The sequence below is a fragment of the Fibrobacter sp. UWB15 genome (assembly GCF_900177705.1).
Lineage (GTDB): Bacteria > Fibrobacterota > Fibrobacteria > Fibrobacterales > Fibrobacteraceae > Fibrobacter.
Window position 1 is genome coordinate 126,144 of the sequence record NZ_FXBA01000006.1, and the last position, 23,191, is coordinate 149,334.

Sequence of the window (23,191 nt, forward strand, 5' to 3'; positions counted from 1 at the left end):
TAAGAATTAATTTCGGGCTTTAGAAAAAATGTACCGGAATTTGAGTCTTTTTCTTGCTTGCAGGCTCGATTACCGCTGCCGAGAACTTAGCTGCGCCGAATAACTTATTCGTTATGGCGACGACTTCGTCTTCGGGCATGGACTTGATTAGCTTTTCGGACTGTTCCATGGTATGGAATTCGCCCAAGTGCAGCACTTGTTCGGCCATGCGCACGACGCGCTTTTCGGGGCTGTCGGCGCCTAGGTACATGGCACCGAGGATGTTCGTCTTGGTGCGTTCGTATTCACCCTTATTGAATCCGCGCTTCAAGAAGTTACGGATTTCGTTGAGAGAAAGTTCTAGCGCCGTGTTCAACTGGTGCGGTTCGGTGGCGAGGGATACGCCCCAGTCGGTGCAGTCGAGGTAAACGTCGGCGGTTGAATACACGGAGTAGGCAAGTCCCTTGTCTTCGCGAATTTTTTGGAACAGGCGGCTGGCCATGCCGGCACCCATCGCTACGTTAAAGAGCGAAAGTGCGCAGCGGGCGCGTTCATCCATCAGGCTTCGGTCAAAGCTTAAACCCCAGAAAAGGTTCGATTGTGCAATGTCTTGTTTCTGTACGACTTTGACGCTGTTGCTTGCCTTGTAAATGTCGGTGGGTATGGTGCCGTTCACTTTCTTTTGTACGAATTTTTCAGCACAAAGTTCTACAAGTTCTTCGTGGTTGACTTTACCCGAGGCGCAAATCAGGAGCGGAATCTCGCTTATGACTTGCTCCTTGTACTTGAGCATTTGCTTGTGCGTGAGCGCCTTGACTTGCTTGATGTTTCCGGTAATGGAATGGGCGATTCCGCTGCCTTTAAAGTGGATGGCGTTAAAGACGTCGCCTACGATTTCTTCGGGAATGTCGTCGTAGCTGTGGATTTCTTCGATAATCACACGGCGTTCTTTTTCCATTTCCTTCTTGTCCATGCGCGGGTGCATGAGCATGTCGGCAATCACGTCGATCGCAAGCGGTAAGTGGCGGCGTTCGATTTGCGCGTAGAATCCTGTTTCCTGGCGGGTGGTATAGGCTTCCAGGTTTCCGCCCTTGTCTTCGATAGCGCGGGCGATTTCAAGTGCGCTCCGGTTTTCGGTTCCCTTGAATACCAGGTGTTCGTAAAAATGACTCAGGCCAAATTCGTCTTTCGCTTCGTGACGCGATCCGCGCGGCACCCAGACGCCAACCGCAACCGAGTAGGCATGCGGCATGTAGTCCGTTAAAATCGTGATTCCGTTATCGAGAACTGTTTTCTTTACAATCTGTTTCATATTTATTAGTAGGAAGTGGTTTGTAATTAAGAAAGCGCTGTTCCTCTTTTGCTGGCGTAATCTCTATGTTGCTTCTTCACTTCTTCGCTCACGTTCATGCAATCTTGCAACTTATAGTAAAAGTCTTCAAGCTGCTGCATGCTGTAAATGGTCTTGCGGCTTGTGATGCGCTTGAGTAGGGCATCTTGCAGTTCGCTGCAGTGGACGATGCTCCAGAATTCGTTATCCTTGGGCACTTTTCGTAAGGTGCAGCGGTCGCTGAAAACCACGAACGAAATAAAGTGCGCTTGTTCGTGGCGAATTTTCAGAAAATGCTCCAGCGCCATAATGTGTCCGATGTTCTGGCGAATGGGGTTGTGGAACGTATGTTCGGTGCTTGCGTTCAGGTGTTGGCTCCAGCGCTCGCTTTCGAGGTCGCCTGCGATTTCGCCGGAAAGGTTCTTGCTTTCGAGAACGTAAATGCCCGACTGGTGCAAGAGCAAGGCGTCAATTTCGGTGTAGCCTGCGCGGGCCGGAATGTAGAGGTTTCGCATTAGCACGTACCGGCGCTTGTCGGTGTCGCAGACGCGTGCGGTCAAAGCCATCATCGCGGCTTCGCCGAAAATGCCCCGCGGGTCGTTTGCGATGCGCTCGTCGTTAAAATTCGGGTCCGGCTTAAAGAAGTTTTCGCTGCGGGTAGGCGCGTGCGTAATGCCGTAGCCGCCCAGTTCAAAAGGTTTGTCCAGTCCGCGAATTCCATCGCTCAGACCCTTGCGGCGTTCCTGCTCGAAATCGCGGAATGTCTTACGGCGGCCATCGCCATGGTACATTTTCGGATTCTTTTTCGGCGATTTGCCCTTGATTTTAAAAAAGATAAGGGCTAGCAACAGAATGATGCCGATAAGAGTCGAAAAAGTCATGCCGCAAGTATAGTAATTTTAGATGGAAAATTTTTTTTATTTTATTTATCGTGTTGCAGAGTATCAAATCAGTAATTCTTTTTTCTGCATTTAGCTTGGCCTTTGGGGCGACGTCGCCTAAGCTGGATGTTTGCGAATTTGACTTTTTCCTTTTGGATCATTTTGTGCAACCAAAGTTGGCCGAAGTTCCTGCGGTGTTGGACTATCTGGTAGAAAATGCTCCTAATGTTAAGAATGAATTGTGCAAAGATAAGTCCAAACAAAAAGGGCTAACTTACAAGGCGGGGAAACTTTATTCCACCAATCGTGAAGGCTCTGTTGCTATTCCTAAGGTGAGTACAAGATATTTTGGCTTTGAAGGTAATGAAGTTGATGGTCGTAAACTGACTGTAGAAGACAATGCTGCCTATAACCTAGTTCTGGATTACATGGTTGCAAAGTATGACGGCTTCTATGCGCTTGCCAAAAAGACTTCTTTACAGACAAATTCAAGGCTGACAACAGGCGGCTTTCTTGAATATATGCTTGAGTATCGGGTTACCCCAGGTACCGTAACCGGTGTGGCAACAGAAGTAACTTTGCCTCCTCCTGCAATTGCTGCCGATGCGGCAGCCTCGTGGGCATCACTTTGGATACAGAAAGAAAGCCCCTATGAGCGCGACAGCTATTACGAATTTGATTACAGCTGGCTGTTAGTTGCCCGTGACAATTTTCTGGCTCGATACCCCAATAGCCATTACCGTAACGCATTGAATGCTTTGATTAACGAAAAAATTGTTGCAGAATTGTATAACGCCGATAAAAATAGTGGGGTACTTTCTCTTGGCGTAGGACTTTCGGTGGGTAAGACTATTAAAAGTTCGTCTCTTGATCTTATCAATGAAACTTTTACTTTCTCTCTTCCCAATGGGCGTGTTCAAATCTATCGTTTTGTCTTCGAAATTCAAGCGGATATCCTTGTGGCGGATCGTATTTCTGCATCGGGATTGGATGCCATGATCGGGCCGACATTTGAATTCAATGACGAATATGCCATTGATGTTCTTGCGGGCTTGGGCTTTGAAGAAATTGATGCAGATGAAGATACCACCATGAGCCTTGCTTTCATGGGAGGTGTTCAGGCACTGCGAAGACTGCCCCTTGGCGATATGGCGTATATCGTTCCCAAGTTGCAGTGGCTTGTAAAGACATTCAAATTTGACGATCCGATAAAGAACCGCAAGCGTCGCGCGTTTATGAATCAGTTCAGTATCGGAATTTCGTTTGAAGGCCGCGTACCTCTTTCGAGGGGCGGCTTGTTCAAGTGATTTAGGGGATTACACTCTTCCGAAACGGCGAGTTTTGCGGAAGGGCTTGTCGCCAAAGCTGCGTTCGTCGTGGTCTTTGTGGAAGCGGTCTTCCTTTTTGCCGAACTTCTTGTCGCCGAACATTTTTTCGCGGCGGGCCTTGCGGTTTTCGAAAGGCTTGTCGTCACCGAACTTTTTGCTGCGACGGTCTCCATCGCGATGGAAACTGCGGCGGTCTTCGCGGCTTGCGCGCGGGCGAGTTCCGGGAGCGGGGCCGGTGGGCGGTTCGTCGGTCATCAGGCGGAATCTGGATTCGTTTCCGCGAATTGTCATGTCGGCGAGAATGTCGAGGACTTCTTGCGGCATGGTTTCGGGGAGTTCTACAGTGCTGAACTTGTCGAACAGCTTGATGCGTCCGATGTTGGAACTGCTGATGTTGCCTTCGCCAGCGATAGCGCCTACGATGTCTCGCGGCGTCACGTGGTCGCGGCGGCCGACTCCTAGGTAGTAGCGTAAGTAGCCTTCTTCGACGCCGTTTGCGCCTTCGTTGCGTTCCTTGCGGAGCCTGCTCTTTTCTTCGCGGTCGAGGCCAAAGTTGTCGTTGCTGCGGTCGCGGCGTTCGCCTCTTTCGCGCGGAACGTCAAGCGGCTTGAGTTCCGGGAAGAGCGGCTGCTTTTTCTGCCAAATCTTGATGACGGCGGCGGCGATGTCGATGGCGGTTAATACTTCGCTAGATCCTTCGACTTCGCTATCGCTTCGCTCAGGATGACACTCTGCGTTTTGACTTTCGTCTACCATCGATTGGACAAGTTCCTTGAACTTGTCGAGTTCGCCGGTGGTAATCACACTCTTGATTTTGTCCTTGAAGGCGGCGACGCGCTTTGCGCTGATGATTTCTGCCGTCGGCAATTCCATGGTTTCGATCGGCTGGCGAGTTGCCTTTTCGATAATTTTCAGCATCTTCTTTTCACGCGGGGTGATAAAGAGGATGGCGTTGCCGCTACGGCCTGCGCGGCCCGTACGGCCGATGCGGTGCACGTAAGATTCGGTGTCGTAGGGAATGTCGTAGTTCACCACGTGCGTGATGCGGTCCACGTCGATTCCGCGGGCGGCCACGTCGGTGGCGACGACGATGTCGAGCTTACCCATCTTGAGTCGGTTGATGGTGCGTTCGCGCATGGACTGGGCGAGGTCGCCGTTCAAGGGAGCCACATTGAAACCGCGGCTTTCGAGTTTTTCGGCGACTTCGGTCGTGTTCTGCTTGGTGCGTACGAAAATCAGCACACCGTCAAAGTCTTCGCCTTCGAGTACGCGGGCGAGCGCTTCAATTTTGTGCTCGTTCTTTACGAGCAGGTAGCGCTGGCGGATGTTTTCCACCGTCGTCGTCTTGCCTTCGATGCAGGCTTCTTCGTATTCGCCCAGGTGCTGTTCGATAATCTTCTTGACTTCTTTAGGCATGGTGGCGCTAAAGAGGGCGCGCTGGGCGCTTGCCGGGATTTCCTTGAGGATGGTTTCGACATCTTCCATGAATCCCATATCGAGCATTTCATCGGCTTCGTCAAGTACGATGGCCTTCACACCCGAAAGCACGATAGAGCCGCGCTTGATGTGGTCGATGAGGCGGCCCGGGGTGGCGACGACGATGTTCGCTTGGCGCTTGAGGGCTCGCAACTGCACGGCGATGTCCTGTCCGCCGTAAACCGGAACCACATGCACCTTCGGCATCTTGGCGGCGTACTGCTGAATCGCTTCGGCTACCTGGATCGCAAGTTCGCGGGTCGGCGTGAGCACGAGCATCGAGGTTTCGTGACCGTTAAAGTCAAGTCTCGAAAGCAGCGGAAGCGAGAATGCGGCGGTCTTGCCGGTACCGGTCTGAGCCGTGCCGAGCAAGTTTGCTCCCTGCAACAGGGCGGGAATCGCCTTCGCCTGAATGGGGGAGGGCGTCTCGTAGTTCAAGGCCTTGATGGCTTCAAGAACTTCGTCTGCAAGTCCGAGGTCTTCGAAAGTCACGAGGGCTTCGTCGCCCGGTTCTTCGTCAGAATTGTCGGTGGAATCTTGGTCTACGGATTCTTCGGTAGCCATGCTGTCATGCCCGGCTTGACCGGGCATCTCCTGTTCTACTACCGATTCGGCACAGTCTTTCTTGGATTCGGCGTATTCTTCGGCGCTTTCATCTTCTTCGGGCTGTTCGACTTCACCTTCTTCAATTTCGACCTTCGTGCCGACTTCAATGGCGGACTTTCGACCCTTCTTGAGCACGTCGCCTTCTTCGTCGACGACCACGCCGTTCGGGTTCAATTCCAGGAACGCGGCTTCGTCAGCCTCGTCTTCGTCGGCGCCGCCGGCGATAGCGTTCAAAAACGCATTTGCTTCGCGGGCAATCTTGGATTTGGGGTCAATAGCTTCTTCAGGAATACGTTCTTCAGTATTCTTCGTCATAATGCACCTTCAGGGACCCGTAAACTTCATCTGCGACCCATGCCGCACTATCGATTGGTTCTGCCTTGAACCTTGAAAAGCCCCGAAGCGCACTCGCGCTTATAAACCTGAAGTTTTTTGGATCCATTTTGTTGGATTTGCGGCCAAATGTAGAAATAGAAGCCTTTTTTTTAAAGGGTAAAAAAGTCTTAAGAAAATATGCGGGAGGGAACCCAGCTCGGAGTTGCGAAGGCCGCACGGTTCCCTCCCTGCACCCTCCCTTTCCTTGGCCGACGCTTTTATTGTTCTTCTGTAGGCTTTTATTTCTTTTTTGAGGAGTTGTCTTCGGAGTTGAGTGAAAAAACGAGTGAGGGCTTGGACAAAGTTTTCGCTACGCTCTCGCGCAGTTAATCGAACCCTCTCCGAGGGTTCTCATCCCATTCAGCATTAAAACAAAAAGGGCCCCCAAAGGGGACCCTTTTCGTTTCAAGGAGAGAGAGGGATTCGAACCCTCGGTCCTGTGACAGACTCCGGATTTCGAGACCGGCCCAATCGACCACTCTGGCATCTCTCCGAGGTTTGCACAATGTAGCAAATAAAATTTGTTTTGTCTACAAACATAAAAAGAGCTCAGCTTGTTTGCTGAGCTCTATTTATTCCCTTTGTCGCGGTTTGCTCGAGGGTATAAAAAAGGACCTGCTTTTAGCAGATCCTTTTTCTTTATACCCTGTAAATACGGTTGAAAAAAAGAGCCCAGCTGTTCGCTGAGCTCTTTTTATACCCCCAAGCGGTTTCGAACCGCTGTTGCGGGAATGAAAATCCCGAGTCCTGGGCCACTAGACGATAGGGGCGATTTGTGCGACCAAATATAGGAAAGATTTTTTGTTAGTCAAGGGTGGCTGGCGCTTTTTTTTCGCGGTTGAAAAAAAGGACTCATCTTACGATGAATCCTTTTTATACCTTTGAAAGGGTTGAAAAAAAGACACAACTGAATGTTGTGCCTTTTTTATACCCTTTGTCGCGGTTGAAAAAAGGAACCTTTCTTTCGAAAGGTTCCTTTTATACCCCCAAGCGGTTTCGAACCGCTGTTGCGGGAATGAAAATCCCGAGTCCTGGGCCACTAGACGATAGGGGCGTTTAGTAGGGCCAAATATAGGTAACTATTTAATTTTAGTCAAGGGGGCAACTGGAAAAAAGTTAATTTTTCTGCGTGAATTTGCGAAAATGGCTGAAAAAATCCCTGAAAGGCGGTGTAATCCGCTTTTTGCCGATGGCGCTTTTGGCAAGTGCTGCCGATGCGGCGGTGCTTTGGGGTGTTCGCTCCTTTATTGACATCGTTGGGGGCAAGGCCGATATTCCGCTTGCAGCCTGGGTCGGGGGAATGGTGGTTCTCGCCATGCTTCGCCTGTTGTTCCTGTACGGCAAGTCAAAAGTTTCCGAAGGTTGGCTCTATAAAGTTTCGGCACGGGTGCAGGCGTGGTTCTTGCACAGGCTCCGTGATCTCGCTCCTAAGAATTTCCATACCCCCAAGGGCGAACGCATGGTCGAATCCGCTTACGAGGCGACCGTCGTGCTCCAGAATAACGGTGGCGTTTTTTTTCAGGCGGTTCAGGCGATTCTTCAACTGATTGTCTTTTTACCGGTGCTCTTTTACATTTCCTGGCCGCTTACCGCATTCCTTTTCGTGGTGATTGTGCCGCTGGTGGCGGTCCTCCAGCGAAAACTCCACAAGCTAGGGCCCGCCGAAGAATCCTTGTTGCGGTCCCGTTCCGATTTCCGCGGAAACCTGTCGCTTGCCCGTAGGCTTTTTAGGCAGTGGAGCGGCCGCGACGAGCGCAAGGATATCTCGGATGGCTTGCTGAAAGAAGTCCGTGGCCTCCGTGATGCAGGTTTCTCCGCCGCTATCAAAAAATCCGGCCTTTCGCTTTTGACCGAGACGGTTTCGGTGCTTGCAATGGTTTTGGTGTTGGCCTTCTGTGCGCTCCTCATGAACCGCGGCTATATGGATGCGTCTGGCCTTGTACTGTTTACCTCGGCGGTACTTCTTTGCTACAAGCCGGTCAAGGAATGCGCCCGCGTCATGCCGCAGTTCCGCTCGGCAGTTTCGGCAATCAATGTCCTCGAAGAATTTGAAAAGCTTGAATTGGCCGGAAAATCCGCTGGCAAAGATATTGCTGCGTCCGATGCGGTGTCCATTCACAAGGGACAATTCACTTATGAAGGCTCCGAAACTCCTGTATTCACGGACCTTGCGCTCCAGTGGTCCCGCGAAAAACCGGTTCTTGTCCGCGGTAAAAATGGGGTGGGCAAGTCCACGCTATTGCGTCTGCTTTCGGGGCTTGAACGCTGGAATTCTGCCGATGCGAATACCCCCCGCGATGTGTTCTTTGTCGCACAAGACCTGGAACTTCCGCCTAGGTGGATGCTTTCCCGCCTTCTCGAGAAACGCTGCGATTCCGAAACGTCTTCGATCCTCAAGTCCTTTATGCAGTCTTCGGGTGCCGCCCCCCTCCTTCAAAAATCAGGCCTTTCAGGCGGCGAACGTGCCCGCGTGTCGCTCCTTTGGGCGCTCGCCTCGGACTCCCGCACGATCCTTCTGGATGAACCTTTTGCATCCGTGGCGCTGGCCGACCGCGAAAACCTGCTGAAATCCTACCTTGATGCAGCTCACGCTTTAGGTAAATGGACGATTATTGTGAGCCATGATGTGCTTTCTTCCGAAGTTGAATGTATATTTAATGTTGCAAAGCTTTAGCGGAGGTGATATGGACGAACCTGTTGAAAGTCAGAATGAGCAGATAAATCCGGTTGAAAATACGGTCAAACAGAGCGACGATTCGTCTGTTGAAACGGCTCAGCTTCCCGAAGAAGAACCTAAGCGCGAGTTCCTTTTCCGTTACCGCGGGTGGGTCTTGGGTATCCTTTCGTTAATCATGCTGGTATTTGAACCGGCTGACCTCGAAATTGTCATGTTCCTTGTCTTTGTCAATGTGTTCATCTTGGCGTTTTACTTGCGCGTCAAGGCTCGCCGCGTCATTGGCGACCATACGCGTGGAGACATCCAGGATGCCGACGAGTTGGTGACTTGGGGCGCCTACGCTAGGTTGCGGCATCCGTTGTACGTGTCTAACGCGGCGTTTGGGATTTCGCTGATCTTCTTGCACCTGGGTTTAAGTCTGCGCGTCATTCCGTTCATCATGGTTCTTGTCGCGTTTGAAGCCTATCTGGGCAAACTCGACGACCGCTTCTTGGAGAAAAAGTTCGGTGACGAGTGGAAAATCTGGGCGCAGCAGACCCCTGCCTTTTTCCCGCGCGAATTCCACCGCTCTGGACCGATGCGTTCTGCAAAAGAGGCGTTCCTTGCAGACCATTTTACATGGCTCTGGATGATCATGATCCTTTTGCTGATTGTTGTCCGTAAGATTGCGTTCATGCTATGGACTTAAACGTAAAGAACTTAGGACGCCTTGCTGTAGGGACTGCCATTAAGATGGTGGCGCGTGCCGCTAGCAAGTTGCCCCGCCTCGATCGCGAATATCATATTGAAGAACGTTTGTCTGGCCCGTGGCCAAGCGATGGCCCGTACCTTTGGCTTCATGGGGCAAGTCTCGGTGAATGTCGTATGCTTCTTGGACTTGCACATGCACTCCGAGAGGACTTGCCGAATTGTCCGAAGATTCTGATTACTTCGCAGAAAGTCGAAGTGGTCTCGTTCCTGAAGGATTCCTGCGCAGGCGTGGCCGATGTGGCCATGGCTCCGGCGGATATTCCGTCGGCATTACACTTGTTTGCAAGTGAGGTGCAGCCCTTGGGACTTGTCCTGGCCGAAAATGAACTCTGGCCGGGTTACCTTTCGACCATGTCTAAACTTTCGACCCGCCGAAACGTCGCTCTTGTTTCGGGTCGTTACCGCAAGTCGTTCCCGTTCATTGATTTTTCAGGCATGGGCTATGCCTGCATGCAGACGGCTGCAGATCTTGGCCGGTTCACTTATGCCAGCAAGGGCTTTGTGCCTTGCACTATGGGCGGTGATTGGAAACTTTTGAATTGGGCCCGCGATGGCGGCCTGGTTTGCGTTCCCGAAAAACCGGCTATCGATGTGGTGTTTGTCTCTTTCCATCAAGAAGAAGCGGAGGCCTTTGTCTCTATGGCGAAAGATGCCGTCGCCAAGGGCGAGTCGGTAGTGCTGATGCCTCGCCGCCTTTCGGAGATGAACCTGTTCCGCAAATTGTTGCAAGGGGCTGAACTGCCTGTGGTGGATTATCCTACGGTGCAAAAGGGCGCTGTTTCCTTGGTCTCCCGTTTCGGTCTCTCCCGTGAAATTTTCTTGAAGTGCAGGAGTGCCGTAGTGGGAGGTTCCTTTGACCGTCGTCTTGGAATTCACGACTTTTGGGAACCGTTGCAGATGGGTGTTTCGACATGCGTCGGGCCTTATGCCAAGGGCCACGAAGATGTGGTGGCGCGCCTTGTAGAATCGCATGTGCTTGCGCAGATAAATTCGCCAGCGGATTACTTGCGCCGCCGGACGCCCGCTGTTGACACGGTGCGGTCGTTCCTGATGGGTGAAAGAAGAAAGGTCTTGAATTCTTATAAGTTGTTGTTGAATTTTATAAAAGGGATTTTATGAAAAAGGTGATTCTTGCGACTCCCCGCGGTTTTTGTGCGGGCGTGGATCGAGCCATTCATGTGGTGGAACGCGCTATTGAAAAATTCGGAACCCCTATTTACGTGCGCCATGAAATCGTGCATAATAAGTTCGTGGTTGATACTCTCAAGTCCAAGGGCGTTGTCTTTGTCGATGAACTGGACGAAGTCCCGTCGGGCTCGGTAGTGATTTTCTCTGCCCACGGGGTCGCCGAAGAAATTTATGCCGACGCCGAAAAACGCGGACTGCAGGTGCTGGATGCTAGTTGTCCGCTGGTGCTCAAGGTTCATTTCAGTGCCAAGCGTCATTATACTGCCGGCCGCCATATCATTCTGATTGGGCATGCAGGCCATGCCGAAGTGGAAGGCACTCTGGGCCAGCTTCCGCCGGGAGCCATCACGCTGATCAAGAACGAAACCGACGCACGGATGGTGGAAGTCCCCGCTGACAAGGAACTGGCCTACATTACGCAGACCACACTTTCGGTGGCTGAAACCCGCAAAATTATCGAAGCGCTCAAGGAACGATTCCCCAACATTATCGGTCCCGATGCGGGAGACCTTTGTTATGCGACGGGCAATCGTCAGGCGGCGGTCCTCGATCTCTGCTCCAAGGTGGATATGCTTTTGGTGGTGGGTGCCAAGAATTCTTCCAATTCCAGCCGTCTGATGGAACTTGGGCTTGAACAAGGCATTCCCAGCTATTTGATTGCCTCGGTAGACGATTTGAAGCCGGAATGGTTCGAAAATATCGAATCGGTGGGTATTTCGAGCGGTGCAAGTGCTCCTGAGGTGCTCGTCCAGGGGGTGGTGGACTGGATAAAAGAGAAATTTGCCCCCGTAGAAATCGAAAATTTCGTAAAATTGGTCGAATCAACCAAATTTAACCTGCCAAAGGCATTGCAAGATTGATAATTTAACCTTGACGAACGGACGCTTTTTTTCTAAAATTGCGTCCGTTATAAAACAACGGAGTTTATTATGAGCCGCATTTGTGAAGTTACCGGCAAGGCCGGCCTCGTGGGCAACATGGTTTCCCACTCTAACCGCAAGAAGTTGATGAAGCAGCTGCCGAACCTTCAGAAGAAGCGTTTCTACATTCCTGAAGAAGACCGCTGGGTGACCCTCCGCGTTAGCGCTGCAGGGCTTCGCACGATCAACAAGCTTGGTATCCAGGCTGTTGCTGCTGAACTCGGCATCTAATCTAGATTTTCTAAGGTTTGCCAAGATTCGCCGCCTAACGGGGTAATCCCTCGCTAGGTGGTTCTTTGTGTTTATATAAAAGCGCTACTAGATATTAATAGCCAATAACTAATGTCTTTTAATGTGCGAGAATGCCCATATTTTGCTATTTTAGCGTTATATGCGCAAATTTGCCTTTTCATTCATCGCCTGTGTGGCAAGTGTTTTTGTAGCCCAGTCTTTTGCCCAGCCCCGAGATCTTTTTGCGGAATTCGAGGCCGAAGCCGAAGCGGCTCAGTCCAGTGCAGCAGTAGTGCCGAGCAGCGCCTCGGTTCCGTCCAGTTCCAGTGTGGCGGCGCCGTCTTCTAGTAGCGAGGCTGTTTCTAGCTCCAGCGCCACTCCCTCTTCTAGCTCTGTCACTGTTTCGTCCAGTAGTGAGGTTCCCGCTGCCGTTGATTCTGCTGCGGTCGCTGAAGCTCCGGTTGCAGATTCCGCAGTCGTCGATACTCTTGCTGGAGATTCCGTCAGGGAAATGACTCCTGAAGAAGCTTATGCCGCTGAAATGAAAAGGCACAACGAAGAAAACCGCATCCGCGATTCTCTCGCTATGGCAGGCTCCTCTTCTTCTGCCGATGTTCCGTCTTCTAGCAGCATGAACCGCCGTGAATTGCTTGGCCCGGTAAAGGTGTCCAAGGTCAACGGTATCGATGAAATGAAGGGCCGCTACAAGAGTCCGCGCAAGGCCTTGTTTATGTCTCTCGTGATTCCGGGTTCCGGCCAGATGTATGTGGGCGGTTCCAATTTTACTTATGCCCGCGGTGGCGTGTACCTCGCCTTGGAAGCCGCTTTGTGGGGCAGTTGGTATTATTTCTCTGTACACAAGTACGATCAGCAAGTGAACAAGTACAAGAAATTCGCCAAGGAGCACTTTTCCATTGGCCGTTACGAACGTGGCATGCGTGATTTGTACAATGCCGATGCGGTAAACTACGAGTCCGAGTTCCGTCGTCGCTACTTGGGCAGCCGCGAATCCTTCTGTGAAGGAATCTTTGGAACGGCGACTATCCATGGTTGCTACGACCGTGACAAACTCTATAAAAACGATGTGGAATATGTGAACGATTTCGTGAACTCTCCCAAGAGCTTGGGTGACGAAATGGATAAGATTAAGTTCAATTCTGCAGCCGATGTATACCAGTTGATTTCTGACAATGTCTATGTGCTTGGCTGGGACGATGTCGAAGATGCCGCTGTTGCTACGTCGCTGGATTTGGAAGATCCTAATTCCGCAACGGAGAAGCTGGGTTCCTCTAGCAATCAAAAAAAGTATCGCAGCTTGCGCAGCAAGGCTAATGACTACGCCGATATGCAGGCATGGTTCTTTGGCGGTTTGATTCTGAACCATATCATTTCTGCTGTTGACGCTGCTATTTCAGCCAACTCTCACAACAAGTCCTTGTACGAAGAAGACCTTTCTTGGTACGACCACTTGCATTTCGATAGCGGTCTGTCTTTTGTAGACGGCTTTGGTTTTAACGTGCAGGCTAGCTGGGGCTTTTAATGAAGTTTCTTTTGGTTTTGTTGCTCGCTGCAGCATCTGCCTTTTCGCAGGTGGTTGTGTCTGTTGACGAAAACGTGAGCAAGAACTCCGACAAGAACTGGCTGATTGCCATGGGTTCGTCGGCATTGCTGCCTGGCATGGGTGAACTGTACCTGGGTGAACGACAGTTCGTGCGACCTTTCGTGTGGACCGATATTGCCCTCTGGTTTACGGCCATCGGTTCTTATGCCATCGGTGAACGTTATGTTACCTCGGCTCACAATTATGCAGTCCGTCATGCAGGTCTTACCTCTAAAAGCCGTAACGTGGATATGCTGAATACGGTGGGTGACTACCGCAGCCGTAGCGGTGTGGCTGGGCAGAACTCCTCGCCCGATATGGATGAAGATTACAACCAGGCCATGTTGCGTGCCGGAAAGAATGTTGACGAAGACCTCGATGAAAGCATCCAGTGGGACTGGGGCTCCAGCGACAATCCTGAAACTACGGAACATATTGACGAATACAAGAGTCGTTTGCGCCATTATCGCGTGAGCCGCATCGTTTTTCAGGTGTCTGTGGGAGCGTTGCTCTTGAACCGCGTGGTGTCAATGCTGAATACAATCCGTATTTATCGCGCGACGTCTTCTAAAGCCTTTACCGAACGCATGGAATTCGTACCCGAATTTTATGAAGACGGCAGTGGCCTGATATTGAATGTGAAATTCTAAGATAGTAGGCAGTAGACAGTGATTAGTAGACAGTGCTGCGAAAAAAATTCTTTTTTTTCTTTTCACTTCTATGCATCGGATTACGGAGCTTAATCATCTAATAAATAAGAACTAATTACTGACCATCGTCTACTTTCTATTTCAAACTGATTTATGAGAAATTTTGCGCTGCTTTTTATCGCTTTGATGTTTATCGCATGTGGGGGAGATTCTGTTCCCGGTGCAGGTACTTCTGGAGCAAAACAAGGTAAGGGTGGTACGCAGGGGAAAGGCGGTCCCGGTGGACCGGGAGGCAGGCCTGCTCGAGTAATTGCGGTGGAAGGCTACATTGCCGAAGCCCACGTGGCACTAAAGTCGTTTACAGCCATGGCGACATTGGAGCCCATGAACCATGTGTCTCTTACGGCGGCCATGTCGGGGCGCTTGACGAACCTTTACGTAAAAGATGGTGCCCAGGTGCAAAAAGGCGCCCTCCTTGCAAAGATTGACGATTCCGAATTCCAGGCCCAGCTCAAGCAGGCGGAATCGAACCAGCAACTGGCTCAGCAAAAGTTTGATCGAGTCAAGACTCTCTTTGAAAAAGATGGCGCCACCAAGGCTGACTTGGAAAGTGCCGAAGCTTCTCTTAAGTCTGCCGAAGCATCCGTAGAACTCATCAAGGCGCAAATCGCAAAAACCGAAGTCCGAGCCCCCTTTGCAGGTAAGCTCGGCTTTGTAGATGTTTCAGTGGGTGCCTGGCTTACTACGGGAACTCCCATTGTATCTATTAGCGAAGTGAAAAAGCTGAAGGCCAAGTTTGCGTTGCCGCAGCGTTACGCTTCTACCTTGAAGGTGGGTGATGCTGTGGAACTTCGCGACGAAGAACGTGGCGTTACTGTAAACGGGAAGGTCAAGGCTCTTGACGCTGCCCTTTCGGAATCTAGCCGCACCCGCCAGATTCTGGTGGAAGTAGACAACGCGAAGGGGGACCTGTTGGCGGGTTCCTATACCAAGGTGAGTGCTGCCATGCAGTCCGGTTTTGCAAAGAGCATTCCAGTGCCGGCGGAAGCGTTGACTCTTGATAAAGACGGTGCCTACGTATTTGTGGCGACTGGAGGCAAGGCCAAAATCAAGCATGTCGAAACGGGCCTCCGCACGCCGATCGCAGTCGATGTCACGGGTGGCCTCGATGAAGGCGATACGGTCATTACCTCTGGCTTGATTAGCCTACGCGAAGGGGCTTCTGTACGTATCCGCGAAATCCGTCATAACACCGATTACGAAGTGGAGTAGGTAACCGATGAGTGTCGCGAACCTTTCCGTACGTCGCCCGGTGCTCATGACCGTGATGGCGCTCGTGATTATTTTGCTTGGCGCCTTCGGGGCCTCGAACTTGGGCGTGCGTGAATACCCCAACGTAGACTATCCGCTCATTCAGGTGCGTACCTCTTACCCGGGCGCAAACGCAGCCGTGGTCGAAGCCGAAGTGACCGAAATATTGGAAGCTTCCATCAACAGTGCATCTGGCATTAAGGCGCTGACCTCTACCAGCCGTGATGGTTTCTCGTTTATCAACATTGAATTCGAAACGGGCATGGATCTGGAAGCGGCCGCCAACGAAATCCGCGACCGCGTGAGCCGCGTGCGTCGCCGCCTGCCGGACGATGTCGATGAACCGACGGTGTACAAGTCCGATAGCGACAACGATCCGATTCTCATGGTGAGCCTCGTGAGCGACAAGCTCGATCCGATGGAAGTTTCGGAACTCGCGAACAACTTTGTCAAGGAACGCCTGCAGACCATCAATGGCGTTTCTGAAATTGCCATTTGGGGCGAAAAACGCCCGACCGTTCGCCTTTGGATTGATCCGGTGCGCTTGCAGGCGCTCGGTGTTTCCGGTGCCGAGATGTCGGCGGCACTCAAGAAGGGTAACCTGGAACTGCCTTCCGGCTCTATCGAAGGTAGCGAGACTACGCTTTCTATCCGTACGTTGGGACGTATTCTCGACCCGAAGGCTTTTGAAAATATCGCAATCAAGGTTGCTGAAGATGGCACGGTCATTCGCATTTCGGATGTAGCGGACATTCACTACGAACCGAAGGATACCCGCACGGGATTTAGGCGCAACGGCAAGAATTCCATTACGCTTGCATTGATGGCGCAGCCCGGCTCAAACCACGTTGAAATCGCCAATGAATTCTACAAGCGCGTCGAAGACATTCGTCGCGAAATTCCAGAAGGTGTCGATGTCCTTTACGGTCGCGACACGTCCGTCAACATCCGCGCATCCATTAAAGAAGTGGTGGAGACGATCTTTATTGCGTTCCTGTTGGTGATTGCCATTATCTTCGCGTTCCTCCGCGAAGGGCGTACGACGCTGATTCCGATGGTGGTGGTGCCGGTGTCGGTAATCGGTAGTTTCTTTGTGCTTTACCTTTGCGGATTCTCCATTAACGTGCTGACCTTGCTTGCCATGGTGCTTGCCATTGGCCTTGTGGTGGACGATGCCATTGTGATTGTGGAAAATATCTATCACAAGATTGAAAGTGGCATGACGCCCAAGCAGGCGGCAGTCGCGGGCACAAACGAAATCTTCTTTGCCGTGATTGCGACCTCTGTGGTGTTGATGGCCGTGTTTGTGCCGGTGCTTGCGTTGGGTGGTACGACGGGGCTTTTGTTCCGTGAATTTGTGGCGGTGATGATTGGTACGGTGTTCCTTTCTACGTTGTGCGCTTTGACGCTTTCGCCCATGCTTTGCTCCAAGTTCTTGAAAAAGCAGAAACAGGGGTGGTTCTTCCGTGTTACCGAACCGTTCTTTGATGGAATGAACCGCATTTATTCGGTGCTGCTTGGCGGCTTCCTCAAAATGCGCTTGCTCTTGTTCCCGATAGTGGCGGGCCTTTTGGCGGCGGCCTATTTCTGCTTCAATAACATGAGTAGTGAAATGGCTCCGACCGAAGACTCCAACGCGGTCATGGTGAACTTGAATATGCCCGAAGGTGTGACGCTCACGCGCACGAAGCGCATGGCCGATGCTTTTGCCGAAGAAGTGATAGCCCTGTTAGATAGCAACGAATATACCGAATTTCAAGCGGGTGCGTGGAATGCGGGCAATTCGAGAATGCGCTTGACTTTGAACGACAACAAGAAGGCGCGTCGCCCGCAGAGTGTAATCGCCCGTGAAATCCAGCTGCTCGGGAACGAATATCCGGACTTGCGCGTGATGGTGTTTGAACCACAGAGCATCAGTACACAGCGCGGTGGTTTGCCGGTGCAGTTCGTGTTGCAGGCCCCGAATATCGAAATCCTGCGTACACTTGTGCCCAAGTTCGAAGAAGAAGCGAGCAAGAGCCCTGTGTTCAGCGTGGTGAATACGAACCTCCGTTTCACTAAGCCTGAACTGCATATCGAGATTATGCGTGACAAGGCCAACGAAGAAGGCGTGTCGGTGAATGACATTGCCCAGGCGGTGCAGCTGGCCATTAGTGACCAAAGCTATGGCGAATTCTATAAGGATGGCCGCCAGTATGACATTATCGGTGCGGTTGGTTACCAGTACCGCAGCATGCCCGAGAACATCTCGATGCTTACGGTCAAAAACCGTAAGGGCGAACTCGTGAGCCTCGACAATTTCATCACGTTTAGCGAAAAGTCCGCATCGCCGTCGCTGCCGCGATTCAACCGCTTTAGCGCAGCGACTATTCAGGCGGGCCTTGTGCCGGGTAAGACGATTGGCGACGGCGTCGAAGAAATGCGCCGCATTGCAAAGCACTTGCTGAAGGATTACCCGAACGTGAGTACGGCTTTGAGCGGATCATCCAAGGAATTTGAAGAAAGCTCCAGCGGCCTTTACATTGTGTTCCTGTTGGCGCTTGCGCTGGTGTTCTTGGTGCTTGCGGGGCAGTTCGAAAGTTTCCGCGCTCCGTTCGTCATCTTCTTTACGGTGCCGCTGGCACTCGCGGGTGCCCTTGCATTCCTGTTCATTACGGGTCAGACGCTCAACATCTTTAGCGAAATTGCTCTGATTCTTTTGATTGCCCTGGTGACGAAGAACGGTATCTTGATTGTGGAATTTGCAAACCAGATTGCGGCGAATACCGGCTGTAACAAGCTTGAGGCGGCTCGGATGGCGGCGGAACGCCGCTTCCGCCCAATCCTCATGACGAGCATGTCCACGGTATTGGGCGCCGTGCCCTTGATTCTCACGGGCACCCCGAGCCGTATCGCGATGGGTGTCGCTATTGCAGGCGGTCTTACGTTTGCGACTTTCATGACGCTCTTTATTGTGCCGGCGGCTTACAGCTTCTTTGCGGGCAAGGCTTCGATGGATGCCATGAAGAGCACCGACGCCTCCAAGATGGCGTGAGATTATTTCACCATCTGGAATACGCGCTCGCCTTTGCGGCTCATGCCGAAGCGGGTGCGTAACAGGTTTTCCTTGTACAGGGAATCGTTTTTGAGTCGTTCAATCTCGATATTGCAAGAATCAATAGCGTACTTCAACGAATCGATTTGCGCTTCGTATTTGGCGATGTCCTGCGTGACTTTTTGCTGCTGCTTCAAACTGTTTTTCCCGAACATCAACTGCGAAATGACTATCGCAATTGTTGCGACAATCGTAAACAGGATAATCCAGAAAAAACGCTTTTTCACGTCAAGTTGCTCCATTAAAGTAGAACTGGAAGTTGTCCGGTGAATGGACTAGACCCGAAAGTTCTAACTCTGTTAATATAGCTAAAATATTGTTGGGCTTGAAGTTACATTCGTTCTGCAGTTCCTGAAAAGTCTTCTTGAAACCGTTGAATTGCTTAAATAGGGCTAGGGCATCGTGAGAAAGATTGCAACCGGCAGCTTCGATTTGGGAGAGGCTGACTGCGGTCGGCGCATCCGAATCCGTCTTGATTTTGGGGAGCCCGGCAACAGTGCGCAGGCTTTCGGGCATAAAGACTGGCATGGCCTTCCCTTGGTCTAGGTATTGATTGGGTCCTGCAGAGGTTTCGCTATCGAAGTCCCCCGGAACGGCGAGCAATAGCTTGTTTTCTTGCAGGCAGTAGTCGGCCGTGATGAGGGCTCCGCCTTTGGTTTTACTTTGTACTAAAACCGTGGCGCGACTGAGACCGCTGATAATCCTGTTGCGGGCAGGAAAGTTCCCTTTGAAAGAGGGAAAGTCTTCTTCGTATTCGGTCATGATGCAACCGCCGGCATCGATAATGCGGCGGGCGAGCGTTGCACGGTCTCCAGGAATCGGGACATTGATTCCCTGTGCAATCACGGCAATCGTCGGAATCCCGAAATCGAGCGCGGCTTCGTGGCAATAATAATCAATACCTTGTGCAAGCCCGGAAACGACGACTGCCCTCGTACCTTTCAGTGATTTGACGAGCCGTCTGCACAGCTCGCGGGCGGAACTGCTTGGACGCCGCGTACCTACCATGGCAATTCCAATGCAATCGCTTGCGGGCAGTTTGCCGCGAACGTACAGTAACGGTGGCGCTAACGGAGATTCCTTAAGCGAAAGCGGGAATTGATTCGGTTCAAGTGTTTCGTACTTTCTATCTTTGTCTGTCATGAAATATTCCTTTGAAGATTTGGTGAAAATTATGGCGACCCTCCGCTCCCCGGAAGGCTGCCCTTGGGACAAGCAACAGACGCACCAGTCGTTGCTCCCTTATTTGGTCGAAGAATCCCATGAATATATCGATGCGGCCCAGGCAAACGACAAGGCTCACATGGCCGAAGAACTAGGCGATGTGCTGTTCCAGGTGGTGTTCCATTCGCAAGTCGCCAAAGAAAACGGCGATTTTTCTATTGACGACGTGGTGCAGGGAATCTGCGAAAAAATGATCCGGCGCCATCCGCATGTCTTTGGAGATGCTAAGGTTGATGATTCGAATGGCGTTGTCCGCCAATGGGAACGCATCAAGGCGCAAGAAAAGAATAATCTAAAAATGCAAGGCAAGTCTGCTATGGACAAAGTAAGCAAAAGCTTGCCGACGCTTGCCCGTGCCCAGGAACTTCAGCGCCGCGCCGCCAAAGTAAGCTTTGACTGGACCGAGGCTGAACCTGTCTTTGACAAGGCCGTGGAAGAATTTAGTGAATTCCGCGCCGAAATGCAAGCGGCCTCTCCTGAAAATCGTAACGTAGAACGCATGGAAGATGAATTCGGCGACATCATGTTCAGTCTTGTGAATGTGGCGCGCCACTGTGGCTTCAATGCTGCCCTTGCTCTTGAACGTGCAAACTCCAAGTTCGAACGCCGCTTCCGCGTGGTAGAGCAGATGGCCCGCGACCAGGGTAAAGAAATGAAGGACGTTGGCCTTGAAGGCCTGCAACAAATGTGGAAACAGGCTAAAAAAACGTCATTGCGAGCGTAGCGCGGCAATCCATTGACTCTAATTAGGAACATTCCACTTTGGAATAAGACTTTTACGAAATTTTTTCCGCAAGTAAATTTTTTGCGGTATATTAAATAATGTGCTTCCAGTCCATTCTGGTTTAGCGAAGGGATGCTGGAGCAAATCACGGGGTAGAATAGACCGGAAGCACGCTTGTTTTCTTCTAATTCCACTTTCCCGCAGGGTTCTCCAAGTTCCCTGCGGGATTTTTTTGTACAAAAAAATCCCCGGAGCTTATACAGACCGAACCGGCTAAATTCTTCAAAATACATTCTCTAGAGCCAGCCCTCTCGCCACCACGACTCGCTTTCGCAGAGTCGCTTGTGGCTCACACTCCGAGGATTTTAAACTTCTAAGAAGTTGCGTGCGAGCGGTCGTCTGTGAACAACAAACGCCCGGTATTAACCGGGCGTGGTTGACGCCTACGGCGTCCGCGGCTTCACTCGGTCATAAAAAAATGCAAGCATTTTTCTACGACACTCGTTTTGCACGCTTTTGCGAGAGAACTGGCTCCAGAGTAAGGACTCTGTTGAATTTAGCCGGTTCGGTCGTCTGTGAACAACAAACGCCCGGTATTAACCGGGCGTGGTTGTGAGAGCGAGCGCTCAGGGTACGTACTTAGTACGATTGGGCGCGAGCGGTCTCGTTAGGCTCTAGCCTTGGCCTTGTCGCCGTACTTCTTGATGAGTTCGTCCTGGATGTTCTTCGGAACCGGCAGGTACTTGCAGAATTCCATGGTGAATTCTGCCTTACCCTGGGTCATAGAACGCAGGTCAGTAGCGTAGCCGAACATTTCGGACAGCGGGACTTCGGCGGTGATGGTGGTCATGCCGAGTTCTTCGTTCGTTCCAGTGATGGTACCACGACGCTGGGAAACGTTACCCACGACAGAACCCTGGAATTCGGTCGGAGTCTGGATTTCGACCTTCATGATCGGTTCGAGGATCTGAGCACCAGCCTTTTCGAAAGCTTCGCGGAAGGCCATACGGGCAGCAACCTGGAACGCCATATCAGAGGAGTCGACCGGGTGGTATGCACCATCCTGGACTTCCATTTCGATACCTACGACCGGGAAGCCGATCAAGGAACCAGCTTCCATGCAGCTCTGGAAACCCTTGTCGCAAGACGGGATGTATTCCTTCGGAATACGGCCACCCACGACAGAGTTCACGAAGTTGTAGACCTTTTCCTGGTCGCCTTCGACAGCCATCGGACGCATTTCGCCGACAACCTTAGCGTACTGACCAGAACCACCGGTCTGCTTCTTGTGGGTGTAGTCGAACTTGGCCGGACGGGTAATGGTTTCGCGGTAAGCCACCTGCGGAGCACCGGTCGTCACGTCGCACTTGTATTCGCGGCGCATACGTTCGATGTAAACGTCGAGGTGAAGTTCGCCCATACCCTTGATGATGGTCTGGCCGGATTCCTTGTCGACTTCCACCTGGAACGTCGGGTCTTCCTTGGTGAAGCGGTTCAGAGCCTTGGACATGTTGTCCAGGTCGTCGCGGTTCTTGGCTTCGATCACGAGTTCGATCACCGGATTCGGCACGTGCATAGAAGTCATGTTATAGTGGTTCTTGCCATCGGTAAAGGTCGTACCGGAGGCGCAGTCGATACCGAACAGAGCAACGATGTCGCCTGCACCGGCTTCGGTGATATCCACCATTTCGTCGGCGTGCATACGCACGAGACGGCCCACGGACACCTTCTTGCCGGTGGCCATGTTGGTGATCATGTCGCCCTTCTTGAGGGTACCCTGGTAAACGCGGATGTAGGTGAGCTGGCCATAGCGGTCGTTCACGAGCTTGAATGCGTAGCAGACGAGCGGTGCGTTGTCTTCGGACTTCAGCACGACTTCGGCTTCGTTGTTGTCGAGGTCGAGGGCCTTGTTTTCAACTTCGGTCGGGTTCGGGAGGTAGTCGATAACGCCGTCGAGGAGCTTCTGGACACCAACGTTCTTGTGAGCAGAACCCATGAACACCGGAGTGATGTCGAGACGGATGGTTGCTTCGCGGATGGTCTTCTTGATGAGGGCCTTATCGATCTGGTCCACACCATACTGGCCTTCCATAGCCTTTTCCATGATTTCGTCGCTGTAGTCTGCGCAGCAGTCGATCAGCTTTTCACGGTATTCGTTAGCCTGGTCAACGAGTTCGGCCGGGATTTCCTTTTCGATCATGTCGTCGCCGTTAGCGCCTTCGAAGTAGTAGGCCTTCATTTCGACGAGGTCGACCACGCCCTTCAGTTGGTCTTCGAGACCGATAGGAATCTGCATGACGCAGGGCTTGTGGTTGAGCTTTTCCTTGAGCATGACAGCCACGCGGAGCGGGTTTGCACCGGAGCGGTCGCACTTGTTCACGAACACGATGCGCGGCACATGGTAGCGCTTCATCTGGCGGTCAACGGTAATAGACTGGGACTGCACGCCTTCCACGCCGGTGAGCACGAGGATAGCACCGTCGAGCACGCGGAGAGAACGTTCCACTTCGATCGTGAAGTCCACGTGCCCCGGGGTATCGATGATGTTGATGGAGTCCTGTTCACCGCTCTTGGTGTGGGTCCAGTTTGCAAACGTGGCTGCAGACTGAATCGTGATGCCGCGTTCGCGTTCAAGTTCCATGGAGTCCATCGTGGCACCGACGCCGTCTTTACCACGAACTTCGTGGATAGCGTGGATACGCTTTGTGAAGTAGAGGATACGTTCGGTAAGGGTGGTCTTACCGGAGTCGATGTGGGCAGAAATACCAATATTTCTGTGCTTTTCAATGTTTTTCATATTTTATTCCACAAATGGAGTTGATGTTTGTTTGAGTTGCGCCCAAAGAT

At 51.8% G+C, this 23,191-nt stretch carries 17 protein-coding genes and 3 tRNA genes; 11 read left to right on the forward strand and 9 right to left on the reverse strand.

Annotated elements, in window-relative coordinates; translation table 11 throughout:
* Window positions 1-19 precede the first annotated feature (19 nt).
* The gene (locus B9Y58_RS10040; RefSeq protein ID WP_073055994.1) at window positions 20-1,291 is read right to left on the reverse strand and encodes a M16 family metallopeptidase; all 1,272 of its coding nucleotides are present in this window, start codon (window positions 1,289-1,291) and stop codon (window positions 20-22) included.
* Between the two features lie 26 nt (window positions 1,292-1,317).
* A complete protein-coding gene (locus B9Y58_RS10045) occupies window positions 1,318-2,190 on the reverse strand; it encodes a nuclease-related domain-containing protein (protein WP_073055996.1) in 873 nt (290 codons plus the stop codon).
* 50 nt (window positions 2,191-2,240) lie between these two features.
* Between B9Y58_RS10045 and B9Y58_RS10050 the strand changes: the two genes are divergently transcribed.
* Window positions 2,241-3,497, forward strand: a complete 1,257-nt coding sequence (locus B9Y58_RS10050) for a hypothetical protein (RefSeq protein ID WP_073055998.1) — start codon at window positions 2,241-2,243, stop codon at window positions 3,495-3,497.
* 9 nt (window positions 3,498-3,506) lie between these two features.
* Here the strand turns inward: B9Y58_RS10050 and B9Y58_RS10055 are convergent, their stop codons facing one another.
* The 4 genes from B9Y58_RS10055 to B9Y58_RS10070 form a co-directional block, all read right to left on the reverse strand.
* Window positions 3,507-5,915, reverse strand: coding sequence for a DEAD/DEAH box helicase (locus B9Y58_RS10055; RefSeq protein ID WP_073056000.1), 2,409 nt, complete (start codon window positions 5,913-5,915; stop codon window positions 3,507-3,509).
* 468 nt (window positions 5,916-6,383) lie between these two features.
* Window positions 6,384-6,468: transfer RNA gene (locus B9Y58_RS10060), tRNA-Ser, on the reverse strand.
* Between the two features lie 204 nt (window positions 6,469-6,672).
* A tRNA-Glu gene (locus B9Y58_RS10065) sits at window positions 6,673-6,745 on the reverse strand.
* A gap of 211 nt (window positions 6,746-6,956) precedes the next feature.
* Window positions 6,957-7,029 (reverse strand) — tRNA-Glu (locus B9Y58_RS10070).
* 75 nt (window positions 7,030-7,104) lie between these two features.
* On the opposite strand from B9Y58_RS10070, the gene B9Y58_RS10075 reads away from it, so the two are divergent.
* From B9Y58_RS10075 to B9Y58_RS10115, 9 genes are all read left to right on the forward strand, one after another.
* Complete coding sequence (locus B9Y58_RS10075) at window positions 7,105-8,649, forward strand: ABC transporter ATP-binding protein (protein WP_073056002.1); 1,545 nt, start codon at window positions 7,105-7,107, stop codon at window positions 8,647-8,649.
* A 10-nt stretch (window positions 8,650-8,659) separates the two neighbouring features.
* Window positions 8,660-9,340, forward strand: a complete 681-nt coding sequence (locus B9Y58_RS10080) for a methyltransferase family protein (protein WP_143154675.1) — start codon at window positions 8,660-8,662, stop codon at window positions 9,338-9,340.
* On the forward strand, window positions 9,331-10,521 hold the full coding sequence (locus B9Y58_RS10085; protein WP_073056003.1) for a glycosyltransferase N-terminal domain-containing protein: 1,191 nt from the start codon (window positions 9,331-9,333) through the stop codon (window positions 10,519-10,521). The genes B9Y58_RS10080 and B9Y58_RS10085 overlap by 10 nt, the downstream gene beginning before the upstream one ends.
* Window positions 10,518-11,450 (forward strand): 4-hydroxy-3-methylbut-2-enyl diphosphate reductase, encoded by a 933-nt coding sequence (gene ispH / locus B9Y58_RS10090; RefSeq protein ID WP_073056005.1) that lies wholly within the window; start codon window positions 10,518-10,520, stop codon window positions 11,448-11,450. Before B9Y58_RS10085 ends, ispH begins: the two co-directional genes overlap by 4 nt.
* A gap of 69 nt (window positions 11,451-11,519) precedes the next feature.
* Window positions 11,520-11,741, forward strand: coding sequence for a 50S ribosomal protein L28 (rpmB, locus tag B9Y58_RS10095; RefSeq protein WP_073056007.1), 222 nt, complete (start codon window positions 11,520-11,522; stop codon window positions 11,739-11,741).
* Between the two features lie 160 nt (window positions 11,742-11,901).
* Entirely contained in the window at window positions 11,902-13,281 is a 1,380-nt protein-coding gene (locus tag B9Y58_RS10100) for a hypothetical protein (RefSeq protein ID WP_073056009.1), read from the forward strand.
* Complete coding sequence (locus B9Y58_RS10105; RefSeq protein ID WP_073056011.1) at window positions 13,281-13,991, forward strand: hypothetical protein; 711 nt, start codon at window positions 13,281-13,283, stop codon at window positions 13,989-13,991. The genes B9Y58_RS10100 and B9Y58_RS10105 overlap by 1 nt, the downstream gene beginning before the upstream one ends.
* Window positions 13,992-14,144: 153 nt before the next feature.
* Window positions 14,145-15,263 (forward strand): efflux RND transporter periplasmic adaptor subunit, encoded by a 1,119-nt coding sequence (locus B9Y58_RS10110; protein WP_073056013.1) that lies wholly within the window; start codon window positions 14,145-14,147, stop codon window positions 15,261-15,263.
* A 7-nt stretch (window positions 15,264-15,270) separates the two neighbouring features.
* Window positions 15,271-18,336: an efflux RND transporter permease subunit gene (locus tag B9Y58_RS10115; RefSeq protein ID WP_073056015.1), complete on the forward strand. Its 3,066-nt coding sequence runs from the start codon at window positions 15,271-15,273 to the stop codon at window positions 18,334-18,336.
* Between the two features lie 2 nt (window positions 18,337-18,338).
* Here B9Y58_RS10115 and B9Y58_RS10120 read toward each other — a convergent pair whose 3' ends face one another.
* Window positions 18,339-18,623 (reverse strand): FtsB family cell division protein, encoded by a 285-nt coding sequence (locus tag B9Y58_RS10120; RefSeq protein WP_158278347.1) that lies wholly within the window; start codon window positions 18,621-18,623, stop codon window positions 18,339-18,341.
* Window position 18,624: 1 nt separating this feature from the next.
* Window positions 18,625-19,539, reverse strand: coding sequence for a DNA-processing protein DprA (gene dprA / locus B9Y58_RS10125; protein ID WP_073056019.1), 915 nt, complete (start codon window positions 19,537-19,539; stop codon window positions 18,625-18,627).
* On the opposite strand from dprA, the gene mazG reads away from it, so the two are divergent.
* Entirely contained in the window at window positions 19,538-20,344 is an 807-nt protein-coding gene (gene mazG, locus B9Y58_RS10130) for a nucleoside triphosphate pyrophosphohydrolase (RefSeq protein WP_073056021.1), read from the forward strand. The genes dprA and mazG overlap by 2 nt on opposite strands.
* 667 nt (window positions 20,345-21,011) lie before the next feature.
* Here the strand turns inward: mazG and fusA are convergent.
* A complete protein-coding gene (fusA, locus tag B9Y58_RS10135; protein WP_073056023.1) occupies window positions 21,012-23,141 on the reverse strand; it encodes an elongation factor G in 2,130 nt (709 codons plus the stop codon).
* Between the last annotated feature and the right edge of the window lie 50 nt (window positions 23,142-23,191).